The following is a 17,993-nucleotide window of genomic DNA, read 5'->3' as shown; positions in this document are numbered from 1 at the left end:
TCGTCCGGGCATGCGCGATTTCGGGGCCGGGCTCAGGTATCTCCTCGCGGGGCAACGGTGGATGAGTCGGCATCCGCGGCAGTACGCCTTCGGGGTGTTGCCGGGGCTCATCACCTTGGTGCTGTACGTCGGGGCAGTGCTGGCGATGGTGGTGTGGGGCGGGGAGCTGACCGACTCGCTCACCGCGTTCGCCGATGGCTGGCCGAGCCCGTGGCTGGGATTGTTCCGGGGGCTGTTCACCGTGGCCCTGATCGCGCTGGTGGTGTTGGTGGCGGTGCTGACATTCACGGCCGCCGCGCTATTGGTCGGGCAGCCCTTCTATGACGCGCTGTCCGAGCGGGTCGACCGCTCGGTCTCCCCGGACGGCACCGCACCCGAATCGGGATTGTCACTGCCCAGGGAATTGTGGATCGCCATCCGCGACGGGATCCGGATTCTGATCCGCGCCCTGCTGTGGGCGCTGCTGTTGTTCGTCCTCGGTTTCGTGCCCGTCGTGGGTCAGACCGTGGTGCCGGTGATCGCGATCTTCGTCACCGGCTTCTTCCTCGTCCAGGAGCTGACCTCGGTGGCGTTGCAGCGCCGCGGCGTGCAGCTGCGGGATCAGCTGGCGCTCTTGCGTTCTCGTCGCATGCTGGCGTGGGGTTTCGGCGTACCGCTGGCGGTCGCCTTCCTGATCCCGGTGGTGGCCGTCTTCCTCATGCCCGGCGCGATCGCGGGCGCGACGCTGCTGTCCCGGAATCTGTTGCGGGAACCGACCGTCGACGCGGTCACAGCGCGGCCGTGAGAGCGGCTCCCGGAATCGCGTCGAGCAGGCGGCGGGTGTAGTCGTCGGCCGGGTCGGTGAGTACTCGCTCGGCCGGACCCTGCTCCACCACCCGGCCCGCGCGCATCACGATGACGTCGTGGGCCAGGGCCCGGACCACGGCCAGATCGTGGGAGATGAACAGGTAGCTGACGCCCAGGCGGTCCTGGAGGTCGGAGAGCAGGGTCAGAATCTGCTTCTGCACCAGGACGTCCAGGGCCGAGACGGGTTCGTCGCAGACCACCAGGCGGGGTTCGATGGCCAGGGCGCGCGCGATGGCGACGCGCTGGCGCTGGCCGCCGGAGAGCTCGTGGGGGTGACGCTGCGCGAGGGCGGGCGGGAGGGCCACCTGGTCCAGCAGGTCGAGCACCCGGGCCCGGATGGTCGCGCGGTCACCGAAATCGAAGGCGCGCAGGGGTTCCGCGACAATGCGTTCGACGGTCCACATGGGATCCAGGGACGAGTACGGGTCCTGGAAGACCGGCTGCATGGCCCGGCGCGCGACCTGGAGCCGGGTGCCGCGCAGGCCCACCACCTCGGTGCCGTCGAGGCGGACGGTCCCGGAGGTGGGCGGCAGCAGGCCGAGCACCATGCGGGCCGTGGTGGTCTTGCCCGAGCCCGACTCGCCGACGATGGCGGTGGTGCGGCCGCGGGCGATGGTGAACGAGACATCGTCGACGACGCGCCGGGTGCCGCTCCCACGCACACGGTATTCCTTGCTCAGTCCCGAAACCTCCAGCACCACAGCGGGATCGGAGTCGGCCGCGGGCGGTGCACTGTCCTCGACCGCGGGCCGCTCGGTGGATCGCGGCGCGATGAGCGCGGGAGCCGCGGCCACCAGCCGACGGGTGTACTCCGCTTCGGGCTCGGCCAATATCTCGCGGGCAGGCCCCGATTCGACGATTTTCCCGTCGGACATGACCAGCACCCGGTCCGCCCGCTCGGCGGCCAACCCCAGATCGTGGGTCACCAGCAGCAGCGCGGTGCCCAGTTCGCGGGTGAGTTTGTCCAGATGGTCGAGGATCTGGCGCTGCACGGTCACGTCGAGCGCGGAGGTCGGCTCGTCGGCGATCAGCAGATCCGGTCGGCAGGACAGGCCGATGGCGATCAGGGCGCGCTGGCGCATGCCGCCGGAGAGTTCGTGCGGATACTGCCGGGCACAGCGCGCCGGTTCCGGCAGCCCCGCCTCGGCCAGGAGTTCGATGGCCCGCTCGCGTGCCGCACGCCGGCCGTAGAGCCCGTGTGCCAGTAGGGTTTCCGACACCTGCGTGCCGATCCGGGAGACCGGGTTCAGGTTGGACATCGGGTCCTGCGGCACCAGACCGATCTCCCGGCCACGCAAGCGCCGCATTCGCTTCTCGTCGGCGGCGCCGAGATCCTCACCGCGCCAACGAATGCTGCCGCCGGTGACCCGACCGGCCCCGGGCAGCAGGCCGATGATCGCCTGCGCGAGGGTCGATTTGCCGGATCCGGAGGCGCCGACGACCGCGAGCCGCTCCCCCGGCGCGAGGGTCACGTCCACCCCGTTCACCGCCGTCACGTCCCCGAAGGCCACCCGCAGATCGCTGATCTCCAACAGTGATTCGGTCATCGCGGCCTCCTCAGCGGCTCGTCTTCGGGTCGAGCGCATCGCGCAGGGCATCGCCGAAGAGGTTGAAGCCCAGGCAGATCAGCAACAGCATGAGGCCCGGGAAGATCCCCGGCCAGGGCGTGCGCAGCAGGGTCTGCTGGGCGTCGGAGAGCATGATGCCCAGGCTGGGCGCGGGCGGTGTGATGCCGAGCCCGAGGAACGACAGGATCGCCTCGCCGAGCACGGCGGTCGGCATGATCACGGTGGCCTGCACGATGATCGGGCCGAGGGCGTTGGGCAGGATGTGCTCCCGCAGAATGCGCGCGTGCCCGACATTCGCGGCGCGGGCGGCGAGCACGAAGTCGGTTTCCCGCAGCCGCAGGGTCTCCGCGCGCACGACGCGCATCATCACCGGCACCTGCGCCACACCGAGGGCGACGGCGGCCTGGGTCAGTCCGCCGCCGTAGATCGCGGTCAACCCGACGGCGATCATGATGAAGGGGAAGGCCAACAGCACATCCGCGACCCGCGACAGCACCAGGTCGAGCCAGCGCCAGTACCCGGCCAGCAGTCCCATCGGCACGCCGAAGGCCACGGCGCACGCCACCGCCAGCGCGCCCACCTCCAGCGAGGCGCGGGTGCCGTAGAGCACCCGGGACAGGATGTCGCGGCCCAGATCGTCGGTGCCCAAGGCGAATCCGACGGTGAACGGCCGCTGGAACGGTGTCACGAAATGCACCTCGGCGGGCCCGTAGGGAGCCAGCAGGGGCGCGAAGACACCGACCACGAGCACGATCAGCAGCAGTCCGCCGCCCACCTTGCCCAGCGGATTGCCCCACAGCCGTCGCAGCGCACGCCCGCGAATCGCGGTCTCCCCGACGGTCATTCGTTCTCCTGGACGGTCATTGCGCCCTTCCCGACACTCGCACGCGCGGGTCGATCAGCGTGTAGAGCACATCGACCAGCAGATTGATCACGATGTAGGACGCCGACACCACCAGCACGACCGCCTGGATCACCGGATAGTCGCGGGTGAACACCGAATCCACGGTCAGCTTCCCCATTCCCGGCAGACCGAAAACGCGTTCGGTGACCACCGCGCCCGCGATGAGCAGACCGAGCTGCAAACCGATCACCGTGGTCACCACGATCAGGCTGTTGCGCAAGGCATATCGGATGATCACCGCGCGCGGGCCGAGCCCCTTGGCCCGGGCCGTGCGCACGAAGTCGGCCGACAGCGTCTCCACCATCGACGACCGGGTCTGGCGCTGCACCACAGCGGCGTGGGTCACGCCCAGGACCAGCGCGGGCAGCGTGAGATACCAGAGCCCGCGCACCGGATTCTCTACCAGGGAAACGTATCCCGAGGCCGGGAACAACCCCATGCCGACCGACAGATACAGCACCCCGAGAATCCCCAGCCAGAACGTCGGCACCGACAACCCGACCAGTGAGAAGCCATTGACCACCCATTCCGGCCAGCGCCCCCGATACACCGCCGCGAGCACCCCGCCGATCACGCCCACCAGCACCGCGATCAGCATGGCGTACACCGCCAGCTGCACGGTGACCGGCAACGTGGTCGCGATCATGTGCCGCACCGGCGTTCCAGTTCGGATGGACCGACCGAAATCACCGGTCACGGCGTGCTCGGCGAATTCGAGGTACTGCACCGGCACCGACCGATCCAACCCGAGATCGGCGCGCACCGCGTCGACGGCGGCCTGGTCCGCACCCGGCCCCGCCATGGTGGTCGCCGGATCGCCCGGCAGCGCGCGCACCCCGGCGAACACGATCATCGACACCAGCACGAGCGTGACGGCGGACTGCCACAGGCGGTGGAACGCGTACTGCCACACGATGTTTCAGCCGTTCCGATCCGAGACGAAGGCGGCCTTGCCCAGGCGGACGGCACCGTCGGCGTACACCTCGATACCGGTCACCCGATCCGAGTGCGCCGTCAGATTCCGCAGCCGATACGTGTAGATGTACGGGTTGTCGCGCTGGATGAGCGTGACCGCCTGCTCGTAGAGCGCCCCGCGCCGCGCGGGGCTGGTGGTGTGCGCCGCCCACCCCAGCACGTCGTCCAGGGCGGCGGAACTGAATCCGGAGTAGTTGCCGCTGGATCCGGTGGTGAGGAAGCGCGCGATATTGCCGTCCGGATCCAACCGCCCCGACCAGCCCAGCAGCAGCGCCTCGTAGGTGCCGTTCTTCTGCGCCGCCAACAGGGCCGAGTACTCGGCGGGCACGAGCCGCAGATCGAAACCGCCGCGCGCCACCATGGCCTGCAGCTGCTGAGCGTAGTCGAGCTGATCGGAGACGTTCATCACCTGCATGGTGATCGGATACGGCGTCTGCACACCGGCCTCGGCGAGCAGCTTCTTCGCGCGATCCGGATCGAACTGCGGGCAGGAGGTGTCGGCCGAGGTCGCGTACGACGTGCGCGGCGCGATGGGCGTGCAGGCGGGTTCGTACCAGCCCTTGAATGCCTTGTCCACCAACGCTTGTCGGTCGATGCTCAACGACAGCGCCTGCCGCACCCGGGGGTCCTTGGCCAGCGGGGTGTCCAGGGGCTTGACCGGCTTACCGGCCCCGTCCTGGTTGCCGATATTGAGGTAGAAGCCCTGGAACCCGAACGATCCCGAGACCAGCAGGCGCAACCGCGGATCGGCCTTCAACGCGTCGGCGTCCTGGGGCGACATGGTGTCGGCGACCTGAATCGACCCGCTGCGCAGGGCATCCGCGCGTGCCTTGGCGTCGGGCATGATCCGGTAGGTGATGGTGTCGAAGTGCACGTTCTGCGCGTCGTAGTACAGCGGATCCCGTTCCACCACAATGGAACTGCCGGTCGCGCGCTCCCGGAACTTGAACGGCCCGGTGCACACCGGATGATCGCCGAAGTCCTTGCCCTCCTCCTTCAGCGCCGCCTCCGACATGATCATTCCGGCGCGGTCGGCGAGCGCCGCGGTGATCGGCGCGAACGGCGCGCTGTAGTGGATGACCACGGTCGAGGGGCCCTCGGCGTCGATCCCGGTGATCGGACCCATCTCGCCGGTGCGTTGCGATCCGGGCAGGCTCAGGTGCCGTTCCAGACTGGCCTCGACGGCGTCGGCGTTGAACGGCGTGCCGTCGGCGAACTTGACACCGGTGCGCAGCGGAATGGTGACGGTGAGCCCGTCGTCGGAGAACTTGGGCAGCGCCGTGGCCAACTGCGGCACCAGATTGCCGGAAGCGTCGTTGTCGTAGAGCTTTTCGCAGATGGTGCTCATGACATAGCGCATGTAGAGCGAGCTCGACGTGCTCGGATCGAGCCGGTCCGGGTCGTTGGACAGGCCCATCACCAGATCACCGCCCTCGCGCACCGGCTGCGTACCGACAGGCTGGCCGTAATCGTCTGCGTGCGTGGTGATCTGGACCGTGGTGTGGGCGTGGGAGCAGGAGGCCGCCGCGAGGGCGACCGCACCCACCGCGAGCGCCCGCAGCGCTCGGCGCGGAACTAGGCGAAAGCGCATGGCACTCAGCCCTTGTCCCCCAGGAACGCGGCCTTGGCCACGCGCACGACGCCGTCCGGGTACATCTCGACCCCGGTCACCGAGGTGGTGTGGGCGGTCAGGTACCGCTCACGGTAGGTGTAGAGGTACGGGCCGTCCTTCTGGATCTGCTTCACGACCTGCTCGTAGAGGTTCGCGCGCTTGGCGGTGTCGGCGGTGCGGGCCGCCTGCCCGAGCAGATCGTCGACGGCCGGTGCGCTGTATCCGCTGTAGTTGCCGCTGGATCCGGTGGTCATGAAGCGGGCGATATTGCCGTCCGGGTCGATCCGGCCGGACCAGCCCAGCAGCATGGCCTCGTAGTTGCCGCGCTTCTGCATGTCCAGCAGCGTGGAGTACTCGGTGGGCACGATCTCGATCTGGAAACCGCCCGCGGCGGCACTGTTCTGCAGGGCCTGGGCGTAGCGCAGCCGGTCCTGGGAGGTCTGGACCGCCAGCTTGATCGGGTACGGCGTCTGCACCCCGGCCTCGGCCAGCAGTTGCTTGGCCTTCGCCGGATCGTAGGCGGGGCAGTCGTTCACGGCCGCGGTGGCGTAGGTGGTCTGCGGCACGATCGGCGAGCAGGTGGCCTCGTACCACTTGTCGAAGACGGTATCGACCAGCGTGCCGCGATCGATGCTCAGCGACAGGGCTTCTCGCACGCGCGCGTCCTTGGCGAGCGGGGTGTCGATGGGTTTGACCGGCTTACCGGCCCCGTCCACATTCCCGAGATTCACATAGACGCCCATGAAACCCAGCGCACGGCTGCGCAGCAGGCGCAGTTTCGAATCGTCTTTCAGCGTGCCCGCGTCCTGCGGCGAAATATAGTCCGCGACTTGAATATCGCCCGACCGCAGATTGGCCGCGCGGATATTGGCGTCCACCATGATCCGATAAGTGATCTTGTTCAGATGCACGTGCTGCGCGTCGTAATACAGCGGGTCCCGTTCCACCTCGATTGAGGTCTGCGGCACGCGTTTCGAGAATTTGAACGGGCCCACGCACACCGGATTGTCGCCGAAATTGTCGCCCTCCGCGGCGAGCGCGGTCGGGGACATGATCATTCCGGCCCGGTCCGCCAGGGCGGAGGTCAGCGGGGTGAAGGGCTTCTGGAGGTGGACGACCACGGTCGAGGGCCCGCTGGCCTCGATGGACGCGATCGGCCCCATCTCGCTGGTGCGCTGCGAGGTCTTCAGGCTGAAGTGCCGCTGCAGGCTGGTCTGCACCGCTGCGGCGTCGAAGGCGGTGCCGTCGGCGAACTTCACGCCGGTGCGCACCGGAATCGTCGCCGTCAGGCCGTCTTCGGACACCGTGGGCAGCGCCGTGGCCAGCTGCGGGACCAGATTGCCGGAAGAGTCGTTGTCGTAGAGCTTTTCGCAGATCGAGTTCATCACGTAGCGGGTGTAGAACGAACTCGAGGTGGTGGGGTCGAGCCGGTCCGGCTCCGAGGACAAGCCCATGACGAGCTCACCGCCGTCGCGCACCTTCTGGGTGCCGACGGGCGTGCCGAAATCATCCGTGTGCGTCGCGGATCCGTCCGTCTTCTGCACCGAACCACAAGCGGCGAGAGCGGCAATACCGACGGCGACCACGGGAAACACCAACAGCCTGGACAGGCGAACGCGCATGTGCAACAACCTACTCGAACGTTTTAGAAACTTCGTCTGGGAACAGAGGATTCAGGTTTATCGCCCCGATGCGTAACCTTGCATTCCCCGTGGGTTCGCCCCGGCCGACAGCACACCGGTCTCGGGATCGCGTGCGACAGCGCACAATCGGCCCTCCGACCATGCGCCGCCCACCGCCACCCGGTGCCCGCGCCGCGTCAACTCCTCGATCACCTCGTCGCCGATCCGCGACTCCACCACCACCGCACCGGGATTCACGGTCCGCGGGTAGAACGAACCCGGGAAGCTCTCCTGGTGCCAGTTCGGCGCGTCGATCGCGCCCTGCAGATCCAGCCCGCCGCGCACCCGGTCGCGCAGCGCCACGGCCAGCAGGAAATGCGTGCTCCACTGATCCTGCTGATCGCCGCCGGGCGTGCCGAATGCCATGACGGCCCGGCCATCTCGCAGGGCCAGCGACGGGCTGAGCGTGGTGCGCGGGCGACGGCCCGGCGTCAGCGAGTTCGGCAGATCCGGTTCCAGCCACGCCATCTGCAGGCGGGTGCCGAGCGGGAAGCCGAGTTCGGGGACGACCGGATTCGATTGCAGCCAACCGCCGCTGGGCGTCGCGGCGACCATATTGCCCCAGCGGTCCACGATGTCGAGGTGGCAGGTGTCGCCCTTGGTGGCGCCATTGGAGCCGACGGTCGGCTCCCCCGCCCCGATCGGAACCGCCACCGCCGCGGCGGCATTCGAGGTCACGAACTCGGCCAGGCGCGGGGTCAGTCCGTCCGGGCTGCCCGGACGCAGCTCGGCCGATGCCGTGTCGCCGATCAGCTTTCGGCGTTCGGCGTTGTATTCGGGTGCCAGCAGCGCGTCCAGTGACACCCGCGGATTGTCGCCGTACCAGGCCTCACGGTCGGCCATGGCGAGCTTCGAGCCCTCGATGAGCACGTGGTAGTACTCGGGCGTGCCGTAGTCGGGAACGTCCTCGAGCAGCGCCAGCTGTTGCAGCAGCGCCGGGCCCTGGCTCCAGAGCCCGCACTTGGCGACGGTCCAGCCGTTCCAGGTGTAGGTGGCCGGATCCTCGTACGTGGCTTCGAAATTCGCGATATCCGCGCCGGTCAGGGTGCCCGCGTGCCGTTCGCCCGAGGTGTCCATGGCGGGCCGGGCGGCCGCGGCCGCCAGCGCCTCGGAGATGAAGCCCTCGCGCCACACCCGGCGGGCCGCGTCGATCTGCGTCTCGCGGCCGGGTCCGGCCGCCTCGGCCTCGGCGAGCACCCGCCGCCAGGTGGCGGCCAGCGCCGGATTGCGCAGCAGCGCACCGGGAGCCGGCGGCTTGCCGTCCTTCAGGTACAGCGCGGCCGAGGTGGTCCACTCGGTCGTGAACAGCTCCGCGACCTCCGCGACGGTGCGGCCGATGTTCTCCACCGCCGGAATCCCCTGCTCCGCATAGCCGATGGCGTAGGAGAGGACCTGTGCCAGCGATTTGGTGCCGTGGTCGCGCAGCAGCAGCATCCACGCGTCGAACGCGCCGGGCACCGCGGCGGCCAGCGGACCGGTGCCCGGCACCAGGTCCAGTCCCAGCCCCCGATAGTGCTCGATGCTCGCGCCCGCCGGCGCCGGACCCTGCCCGCACAGCACCCGGGCCGGTCCGTCGGCGGGCGCGAAGATGATCGGCACCTCGCCCGCCGGGCCATTGAGATGCGGCTCGGCCACGTGCAGCACGAACCCGGCGGCCACGGCGGCGTCGAAGGCGTTGCCGTCGGCCTCGAGCACCGCCATGGCGGCGGCGGAGGCCAGCCAGTGGGTGGAGGACACCATGCCGAAGGTGCCCTGCAGGGTGGGACGGGTGGTGAACAAGGGCCGGATCTCCTTCACGCCGCGACGTACAGGGTCAGCACCTGCTCGAGCAGGGCCACGAGGACGTTCTTCACCGATTCCCGGCTGCGCGCATCGCATTCCACCAGCGGGATGCCGGGCTCGAGCTCGAGCGCCTCGCGCACCTCGTCCAGATCGAAGTGCTGCTCGTGCTCGAAGCGGTTGACCACGACCACGAACGGCGTGCCGGTCTCCTCGAAGTAGTCGAGCACCGGAAAGCAGTCGTCGATCCGGCTGGTGTCCACCACGATCACCGCGCCGAGCGCGCCGTCGACCAGGTCGTCCCACAGGAACACGAACCGCTCCTGCCCGGGCGTGCCGAACAGGTAGAGGATGACCGACTGATCCAGGGTGATGCGACCGAAGTCGAGCGCCACCGTGGTCTGGGTCTTGTCCGCACGCCGCCCGGCATCGTCGACATTCATCCCGGCCTCGGTCATGGCGGCCTCGGTGACCAGCGGTTCGATCTCGGAGATCGCGCCGATGAAGGTCGTCTTGCCGACCCCGAATCCGCCGCTCACAACGACCTTCACCGAGGACGGCAGACTCGGTGGGCGCAACTCAGAGTGCCCGGACAAGATCCCTGATCCTCTCGATCGCGGCGATGGACAGTTCCGTGGATTCGCGCACGGTCACGTAGTTGGCGGCGGCGAGATCACTCACCACGACCTTGGCGACGCCGACCGGAACATGCAGTTCGGCGGCGATTTCGGCGATCGAGCGCGGCTGCTGGCACAGCCGCACGACCGTGCGCTGCTCGAGCTGCAGCGGCGCGGACAACGCCGACGGCGGTGCCTGCACCAGGGTTTCGATGCGCAGACCGTCGACCATCGGGGTGGTGCGACCGCCGGTGACAATGAAGGGGCGGACGAAATCGCGCCGGTTGGCGGCACTCTCGCCCGGGTCGTAGTCCCTCATCTGCGTAGACCCTCTCGCAATTCGGCGATCAGGGCCGGATCCAGCAGGGCGCCGGCGCGTTCGGCCAGCGCCGACATCTCGTAGCCGACCAGGCCCACATCGCAGCGGCCGTCGGCGATGACCCCGAGGCAGCTGCCGGTCCCCATGGCGGTGACCAGCAGGAAGCCCCGCTTCATCTCGATCATGATCAGCTTGAGGCCCTCGAAGGAATAACTGCGCGAGGCGCTGCGGGCAATGCCCGTCAGACCCGACACCATGGCCGCGAGGCGATCGGCCGCGGCGCGATCGAGGCCCTCGGACATGGCGATGAGCAGACCGTCCGAGGACACCGCGACCGCATCGCGCACCCCCGCGGTATTTCGAACGAAATTCGCCAGCATCCAGCTGAAGGCATGCGGCTCGGTGCTCGGCAGGACAGTCACCAGATCTCCTCTGCGGTCGGCACGGACGCGGCGGTCGACGCCGAATCGCCTGCGCGCGTATAGATATCGTTGGTTTGCGGGGTCGTCGCGCCCCGCTCGTGCCCGGCCCGGAAGGACGCCAGCATGCTGCGTGTCTCCGCCGGGGACCTATCGGTGTAGGGCACGGGGTCCGGCGCGTCCGCGGGCTCGGGCCGTGGGGCCGCGTGCCGCGCCGGCGACTGCTCGCCGCGAGACCGCTTGTTGCGCCTGGTCAAACCATTGCGCGTGGTGAGCGACCCGGGCTCGGATGGCTGCGGTGTCGCCTGCGGTTCCGGGGCGGACGGGTGGGCTGCGAAACCACCCGTCGGCTCGTAGTCACCGATCAGCGCCCTGAATTCGCCGGTCGTCATGGCGTATTCGCCGGTCGGTCTCGGGCGCTCCGTCGCTCTCGGACCCTCGGGCGGTCTCGGACCCTCGGGCGGATCGACGGGTGGACTCGCGCCGACGGGCATGGCCGCCGACTCGGTGGGTGCGGTCGGCTGCCACGTGGTCCGGTGCGGATCCGCGTGCCCGACAGGCCGATACGCGGGCTCCACGGGCGTGCGCGCGGGTGCGGCGGGCAGGGCTGTCGGATGCGCCGGCGCGGCGTGTCGGGCCGTCGGTGTCGTGGCGCGCGCGGCCTCGGAGTCCGCGCCCCACTTCGGTTCCACCGTCTCCGCCGGGAGCAGCGCCTGGACCGTGGTGCGGTGCTGATCCTGCTCGGTGGCAAGCAATTCCGGGGGCAGGGTGAGGCGGGCGACAATGCCGTTGACCGGAGACGCCTGCAGTTCCACGCTGATGCCCAGCCGCTGGGCCAGGCGACCGACCACGTAGTGGCCCAGGTAGCGGGTCGAGGCGACGATGAAGTCCTGTTCGCCGCGCAGCTTGGCATTGGACTGCGCCAGCTGCTCGGGCGACATGCCCACGCCATTGTCGAGCACCGCGAGCAGATAGCCCTGCGGCGACATCCGGCCGTAGACCTCGACCTCGAGATCCGGTGGCGAATAGGCCAATCCGTTCTCGATCAGCTCGGCCAGCATGTGCGACAGCTCGCTGGCCGCCGAGCCGACGATGAGCACGTCCTCGACCCGGCGCAGCACCACGCGCCGGTAGTCGTCGACCTCGGACATGCCCGCGCGAATCACGTCGATCAGGCCGATCGGCTCGCCAAGGCCGCGCGGGGTGCCCTCCCCGACCAGCACCAGCAGGCTTTCGGCATTGCGGCGCATGCGGGTGGCCAGATGGTCGAGCTCGAACAGATTGGCCAGACCCTGCGGGTCGAGTTCCTCGCGCTCGAACTCGCTGATCAGCGCGAGCTGGCGGCGGACCAGGTTCTGATTGCGCCGCGCCAGGTTGCCCATGGACTCGGTGGTATTGCGGCGCACCAGCGCCTGCTGCGAGGCGAGTTCGAAGGCGGTGGTCTGCACGCGGTCCAGAGCGCTTGCCACGGCGGCGATCTCGGTGCTGGCCCCCGGCGGGGTGCGCACCGGCTCCGGCGCGTCCGGCGGGGTGTCCTCCACATGCGACCAGGCGTCGATGACCTGCGGCAATCGCCGCGACGCCACATCGTCGGCCTCCCCGGCCAGGGCCGCCAAGGGCCGCACCAGATCTCGCACCGAGGTGAGCACCAGCGCGATCATGGCCACGGCGGCGATCGCGACACCGACCAGGAAGGCGATCAGGCGGGTCTGCGCGGTATTGCGCAGCGAATTGGCGCGGGCCTGAATGTCATTGCCGACGGCCTGCTGGACGGTGCGCTGCCCCTCGATCAGGCCGGTCATGCGCGACCACCAGTTCGCCGCGTCGACCGGGCGGACCAGCGGGCCGTCGCCCGACGCCAGCGCCACGCTCTCGGCCTGATCGGCCGCGACGGCATTGTCGCCGCGCATCGCCTCGTCCAGGTCGCCTTGGCGGTTCTTGCCGGCCAGCCGCGAGAACAGCTGCAGCGCATCCTGTTTGGCGGCGCGAATCTCCATGAACTGGCCGTATTCGCCGCCGGAGAAGCGGCCCGCGACGAAGACGCCGTTGAGGAAGCCGCGCTCCTTGTCGAACTGCTCCTTGGCCGCGCCCAGCGCGTAGAACGCCTGCAGGCCGCGCTGCAGATCCGGGTCGGAGGCCTGGTCCAGGCCCAGCGCCAGGCGGTTCAGCGAGGCCAGGGCGTCGTTGTAGAACTGGAGCACCACGGGTCGGCTGATCCGGTGGGTGTCGATCTGGGTCCTGGTGTTGGCCAGCAGGTTCAGCTGTCCCAGGGCGGCGCGCACCTGATCCGCGCCCGGGGCGTCGGAGTCGGCGGCGGTCTTGACGGCCGCCAGGGTCGCGTCGACGCTGGACCGCTGGGCCTTGAGCCGCTGCTGCTCGCCGGTGTCACCGCCGAGCAGGCCATTGCTGAGACCGAGCTCGCGTTGGATCTGGTCGGTGAGGTCCTGCACCCGCAGGGCCAATGTCACCGCCCGCGAGGTGTTCTCGGACTCGCTGTAATCCGCGAAGGCGCGATCGACGGTCGCGGCCAGCAGAATGACCACCAAAATCAAGGCGAAGGCCAGGATTCGAGACAGCTGTCCACGAATTGTCCGCGGCCGCAGGATCCCCCCAGAGATAAAGCCCCGTAGACCTGAACGCACTAACCGCAACTCCTCCGCATGATCGAGCCAAACTCTAGACCGAGCTCGCGGGGTCCACGCGGAATCTCGAATCCTATTGCCCGACAGTTTTTTCCATCCCACCGAGCGGGACCGCGGGAGAATGGTAGGACGACCGGGCCAACCGGGCAACCCTGCCATTGTGAGATGGCGCGCAGGTTAGCAACAGACGAACGGTCAGCGCAATGGAATCACGCTGAGGCTTATCGCCCGACAATGCCCGCCCGGGGCGCGGATTCGACCGACATCTTCCGCCAAGAGGAGACTCGCGGACAGTTCGGTCACGGTTGCCTGTGAGTTGCCTTAGGTGTTGCCCGAACTCGCGCCGCGCCCCGGCGGCCTCGGCACAATGTGCCCACCATGGGTTTCCGGCCAGCTCACCAGCCTGGAGGGCACGTGCGCGATACGAGCTCCGGTCCGCTCGCGGGGAGCGCTCGCTTCACGCGCGGCCGCTTTCTTTGCGGTGCACTGGGAATCGCGGTGGCCGGATGGGGATTGGCCGGTGGTTCGGCCGCCGATCCGGTCGCCATTTCCTCCGGTCCCGGTGTGGCGAAACCGAATTGGAGCAAGTTGGAGCGGCGCATCGCGGGGCGGGTGTGCTGTGTCGGCGACGCCGATTACCCGGCGGCGAAGCAGGTCTTCAACACCCGGTTCGACGGCGAAACACCCGCTGCCATAGTGCAAGTCGCGACCACCGCCGATGTGGCCGCGGCCATGGCGTTCGCGGCCGAATATCACCTCCCGGTCGCGGCGCGATCCGGCGGCCACTCCTACGCCGGGGTCTCGACGGCGACCGGTGCCATGATCATCGACGTGCGGCAGCTCACCGGGGTGAATGTCGATGGCGGACAGGCGATCGTGGGACCCGGTCATACGTTGTACGAGGTCTACCGGAACCTGGACGGCTTCGAGTTGACCATTCCGACCGGCATGTGCCCCGATGTCGGCATCTCCGGTCTGACCTTGGGCGGCGGCCTCGGCTTCGAATCCCGCGCGTACGGTCTCACCTGCGATCGGCTCGCCGCGGCCACCCTGGTCCTGCCCGACGGCACCGCCGTCGAGGTCTCGCCGACCTCGCGGCCCGATCTGTTCTGGGCGCTGCGCGGCGGCGGGCCGCTGTTCGGCATCGTCACCTCACTGACCTACGACACCATCCCGGCGACTCCCAAAGATGTTGTGCGACTGACATTTCCGGGAGATCAAGCCGCCCGGGTGATCGCCGGGTGGTCGCGCTGGCTGGCGTCCGCCGACCGGGAGCAGTGGGCCGACGTCAGTGTCGACGCCGACGGCAACGGCGCACTCGACTGCTGGATGCAGGTGGTTTGCCCGGCTGGAAACGGCGCTGCGGCCGCCGCCGCGTTGACCGACGCCATCGGCTCGGCCCCGCTGACCGTCGAGCGTTGCACCCTGAGTCATATGGACACCGTCACCCTGCTGGCGGGCGGCGGCTCCACCACGCCCCGGGCGAGTTTCACCAATGGCTCCGACGTGGTCGCCGACCTCACCTCCGACGCCATCGACCGCATTGTCGAGGCCCTCACCGCCTTCTCGCGGGCGGGCGGCACCGGCTGGGTCCAAATCAACCCCCTCGACGGCGCCATCCGCGACACCGCGCCCACCGCCAGCGCCTTCCCCTGGCGCGAGCATGCCGCCCTGGTCGAATGGGGCGCCTACCAACCGATCCCGCACGACACCGCCGCGGCCTGGGTCTGGGCCGCGCACAGCCTCGTCTCGCCCGTCTCGGCGGGCGCGTACGTGAACTACCTCGAACCCGGCGATCCCCTCACCCGCTATTACGCCCACAACTATCCGCGCCTGGCCGCCCTGCGCCGGACCATCGACCCCGACCACCGGATCCTCACGGTGCTGAAGCCTTGATTCCCGCGCGCCGCATGGCCGCCACATCGTCGCGGACGTGATAGTGCGGCATCGCCTTCCACCGCTCGTGGAATCGGGTCAGGGCCTCGCGGTCCAGATCCACACCCAGCCCTGGCGTTTCGGGGACGGTCACGGCCCCGTCGCGGAAGGTGAGGCGTTCGGTGAGGACGTCCTCGGACTGCCAGGGGTAGTGGGTGTCACAGGCGTAGCCGAGCTCCGCGACGGTGGCGGCGACGTGGGTCATGGCGGCCAGGCTGATGCCGAGGTGGGTATTGGAGTGCATGGACATGCCTTTGGCGTAGGCCCGGCAGACCGCGGCCAGGTCCCGGGTGGCCTGCAGGCCGCCCCAGTAGTGGTGATCGGACAGCACGATCTGGACGGCGTCGCGGTCGAAGGCGGGCTTCACCTCGTCCAGCGCGGTCACGACCATATTGGTGGCCAAGGGGATTCCGGTGCGTCGATGCAGCTCGGCCAGATCGTCGAGGGCGGTGGTGGGATCCTCGAGGTACTCGAGCAGATCGCCCAGTTGCTCGGCGACCCGCACCGAGGTCTCCAACGACCACGCCCCGTTCGGGTCCAGGCGCAGTGGCACGCCCGGGAATTCGGCGGCCAACGCCCGGACCGCGGCGATCTCCTCCTCGGGCGGCATGACCCCGCCCTTGAGCTTGAGCGAGCCGAAGCCGCCGTGGGCGAGGAACTTCCGGGCCTGACGCACCACACCGTCCGGGTCCAGCGCCGCACCCCAGTCGTCGGGCTCGGCCTCGGCGAGCGGATGCTCGGCCCACTTGTAGAACAGGTAGCCGGAATAGTCGACGGCGTCGCGCACCTTGCCGCCCAGCAAGGTGTGCACCGGGACACCCACATGCCGTCCCAAGGCGTCGAAGACGGCCACCTCGAAGGCGGACAGCACGCTCAGTCGCACTTTGTCGGTGGTGAGCGCGCCGCGCAGTCCGCTGGCCGCGGGTTCGGCGTCGAGCAGGGCGCTCGCGGATCGGCCGATGCCGGTGATGGTGTTGACCGCGCCGATCGACCTGCCGATCAGATCCCGGGACAGGTCCCGCGCCCGGTCGAGATACACCGTGTCGCCGTACGTTTCGCCCAGTCCCGTGACACCGCCGTCGGTCTCCACCTCCACGATCAGTCGGGGCGTATACGGCTGATGGACGCCGGACCGATTGAGCAGCGGCGGGTCGGCGATCAGGATCGGGGTCAGCCGAACCTCGGTGATGCGGGGGAATTCGATGCTCATCGATCGGTCTCCCGTCCGGCGACGCGGATGCCGTCCACGCGTCGCGGCAATGCCCACGGGTTGTCCTCGCGCAGCGCGGGCGGCAGCAGCGCGTCGGGGAACCCCTGCCAGGCGACCGGGCGCAGGAACCGCGCGATGGCGGCCGTGCCCATGGAGGTGAAACCCGGTGCGGTGGTGGCGGGATAGGGGCCACCGTGCTGTTGTGCCCAGGACAGGGTGATGCCGGTCGGCCAGCCGTTCCAGAGCAGACGGCCCGCCAGGCGGGTCAGCGTCGGGAGCAGCGTGCGCACCCGGTCGATCTCGGCGTCCTCGGCGTGCACGGTGGCGGTGAGGCCGGGTTCGAGGGCGTCCAGCACCGCCCGCAGTTCGGCCTCGCCGTCGTATTCGATGATCAGCGAGGTCGGCCCGAAGCATTCGCCGCCCAATTCCTCGGCGGCGCGGGTGAAGTCGGCGGCCGCCACCTTCAGCAGGGTGGGACGGAATGGATCGTCGCCCGGACCCGGCGCGGAAAGCACTGTGACGGCGGAGTTTTCGCGCAGTCGCCGCACGCCCGCGAGATAGCCGTCGGCAATGCGATCGTTGAGCATCGCCTGCGGCGAAACGGATTCCACGGACCCGCGCAGCACGGCGTCGAGACCGTGGCCCGCCGGGAGCAGCAGCAGCCCGGGCTTGGTGCAGAACTGTCCCGCGCCCAGGGTGAACGAGCCGACGAATCCCTCGGCGATCGCACGGCCCCGCTCGCGCACCGCGCCCGCGGTCACCAGGACCGGGTTCACGCTGCCCAACTCCCCGTAGAACGGAATGGGCCGGGGTCGCGCGTTGGCGATATCGAACAGCGCCCGCCCACCCGCCGCCGACCCGGTGAACGAGGCCGCTGCGAGGGCGGGATGCCGCAGCGCCGTCACCCCGGCCCGCACACCGGTGATCATGTCGAATGTTCCGGCCGGTGCACCGGCCCGCGCCAAGGCCTCGACCAGCACATCCCGAGTCCGCGCCGACAGTTCTGGATGCCCGGGATGCGCCTTCACCACGACCGGACAGCCCGCCGCCAGGGCCGCGGCGGTGTCGTGTCCGGCCACGCTGAGCGCGAAGGGGAAGTTGCCGGCGGCGAAGACCAGCACCGGCCCCATCGGCACCATGGCGCGCCGAATATCCGGTCGCGGGCCCATGGGCCAGTTCGGATCGGCGTGATCGAGGGCGGCGTCGAGGAATTCGCCGTCCTCGAGCACCCGGGCGAACAGCCGCAGCTGAAAGACGGTGCGCACCAGCTCCGAACGCAGGCGCGGCTGTGCGGGCAGCTGGGTTTCGCGCGCCGCCACCGGAATCAGGTCCTCGGCGGCCTTGTCCAGCGCATCGGCGGCGGTGTGCAGCCAGCTCGCCCGCTGCCCGGGCGTGGTGGCGGCCAGCGGTTGCGCGGCCGCCGCCGCGGCGGCGATGACGCGGTCGATCTCGCCGTCGGTTGTCTCGTCGATCATGGTGTCCTCC

14 protein-coding genes are annotated in these 17,993 nt (G+C 69.3%); 2 read left to right on the top strand and 12 right to left on the bottom strand.

All coding sequences use genetic code 11. The features are described from left to right. Nucleotides 1-10: 10 nt before the first annotated feature. On the top strand, nucleotides 11-784 hold the full coding sequence (locus VMT65_RS28255; protein WP_326311527.1) for an EI24 domain-containing protein: 774 nt from the start codon (nucleotides 11-13) through the stop codon (nucleotides 782-784). Here the strand turns inward: VMT65_RS28255 and VMT65_RS28250 are convergent. The 10 genes from VMT65_RS28250 to VMT65_RS28205 are packed head-to-tail and all read right to left on the bottom strand — an operon-like array spanning nucleotide 768 to nucleotide 13,264. Beyond that, a complete protein-coding gene (locus VMT65_RS28250; RefSeq protein WP_326311526.1) occupies nucleotides 768-2,393 on the bottom strand; it encodes an ABC transporter ATP-binding protein in 1,626 nt (541 codons plus the stop codon). The genes VMT65_RS28255 and VMT65_RS28250 overlap by 17 nt on opposite strands. 10 nt (nucleotides 2,394-2,403) lie before the next feature. Continuing rightward, nucleotides 2,404-3,258, bottom strand: coding sequence for an ABC transporter permease (locus VMT65_RS28245; RefSeq protein WP_326311525.1), 855 nt, complete (start codon nucleotides 3,256-3,258; stop codon nucleotides 2,404-2,406). Nucleotides 3,259-3,274: 16 nt separating this feature from the next. Continuing rightward, on the bottom strand, nucleotides 3,275-4,231 hold the full coding sequence (locus VMT65_RS28240) for an ABC transporter permease (RefSeq protein ID WP_326311524.1): 957 nt from the start codon (nucleotides 4,229-4,231) through the stop codon (nucleotides 3,275-3,277). 6 nt (nucleotides 4,232-4,237) lie between these two features. After that, on the bottom strand, nucleotides 4,238-5,884 hold the full coding sequence (locus VMT65_RS28235; protein WP_326311523.1) for an ABC transporter substrate-binding protein: 1,647 nt from the start codon (nucleotides 5,882-5,884) through the stop codon (nucleotides 4,238-4,240). A gap of 5 nt (nucleotides 5,885-5,889) precedes the next feature. Further along, nucleotides 5,890-7,527 (bottom strand): ABC transporter substrate-binding protein, encoded by a 1,638-nt coding sequence (locus tag VMT65_RS28230; RefSeq protein ID WP_326311522.1) that lies wholly within the window; start codon nucleotides 7,525-7,527, stop codon nucleotides 5,890-5,892. A 57-nt stretch (nucleotides 7,528-7,584) separates the two neighbouring features. Then, a complete protein-coding gene (locus VMT65_RS28225; RefSeq protein WP_326311521.1) occupies nucleotides 7,585-9,366 on the bottom strand; it encodes a gamma-glutamyltransferase family protein in 1,782 nt (593 codons plus the stop codon). A gap of 14 nt (nucleotides 9,367-9,380) precedes the next feature. Beyond that, on the bottom strand, nucleotides 9,381-9,965 hold the full coding sequence (locus VMT65_RS28220) for a GTP-binding protein (protein ID WP_326311904.1): 585 nt from the start codon (nucleotides 9,963-9,965) through the stop codon (nucleotides 9,381-9,383). Continuing rightward, nucleotides 9,946-10,302: a DUF742 domain-containing protein gene (locus tag VMT65_RS28215; protein WP_326311520.1), complete on the bottom strand. Its 357-nt coding sequence runs from the start codon at nucleotides 10,300-10,302 to the stop codon at nucleotides 9,946-9,948. Before VMT65_RS28215 ends, VMT65_RS28220 begins: the two co-directional genes overlap by 20 nt. After that, nucleotides 10,299-10,724: a roadblock/LC7 domain-containing protein gene (locus VMT65_RS28210; protein WP_442789961.1), complete on the bottom strand. Its 426-nt coding sequence runs from the start codon at nucleotides 10,722-10,724 to the stop codon at nucleotides 10,299-10,301. Before VMT65_RS28210 ends, VMT65_RS28215 begins: the two co-directional genes overlap by 4 nt. Further along, a complete protein-coding gene (locus VMT65_RS28205) occupies nucleotides 10,721-13,264 on the bottom strand; it encodes a sensor histidine kinase (protein ID WP_326311902.1) in 2,544 nt (847 codons plus the stop codon). Before VMT65_RS28205 ends, VMT65_RS28210 begins: the two co-directional genes overlap by 4 nt. A gap of 597 nt (nucleotides 13,265-13,861) precedes the next feature. On the opposite strand from VMT65_RS28205, the gene VMT65_RS28200 reads away from it, so the two are divergent. After that, complete coding sequence (locus VMT65_RS28200) at nucleotides 13,862-15,259, top strand: FAD-dependent oxidoreductase (protein ID WP_326311519.1); 1,398 nt, start codon at nucleotides 13,862-13,864, stop codon at nucleotides 15,257-15,259. On the opposite strand, the gene VMT65_RS28195 is transcribed toward VMT65_RS28200, so the two are convergent. Then, nucleotides 15,240-16,508: a glucarate dehydratase family protein gene (locus VMT65_RS28195; RefSeq protein ID WP_326311518.1), complete on the bottom strand. Its 1,269-nt coding sequence runs from the start codon at nucleotides 16,506-16,508 to the stop codon at nucleotides 15,240-15,242. The genes VMT65_RS28200 and VMT65_RS28195 overlap by 20 nt on opposite strands. After that, nucleotides 16,505-17,983 (bottom strand): aldehyde dehydrogenase (NADP(+)), encoded by a 1,479-nt coding sequence (locus tag VMT65_RS28190; protein ID WP_326311517.1) that lies wholly within the window; start codon nucleotides 17,981-17,983, stop codon nucleotides 16,505-16,507. Before VMT65_RS28190 ends, VMT65_RS28195 begins: the two co-directional genes overlap by 4 nt. Nucleotides 17,984-17,993: the final 10 nt, after the last annotated feature.

This window comes from Nocardia sp. CDC153, assembly GCF_035818515.1.
Classification (GTDB): Bacteria; Actinomycetota; Actinomycetes; order Mycobacteriales; family Mycobacteriaceae; genus Nocardia.
Note: the sequence above shows the minus strand (reverse complement) of the source record. Positions and strands in the feature narration are given on the sequence as shown.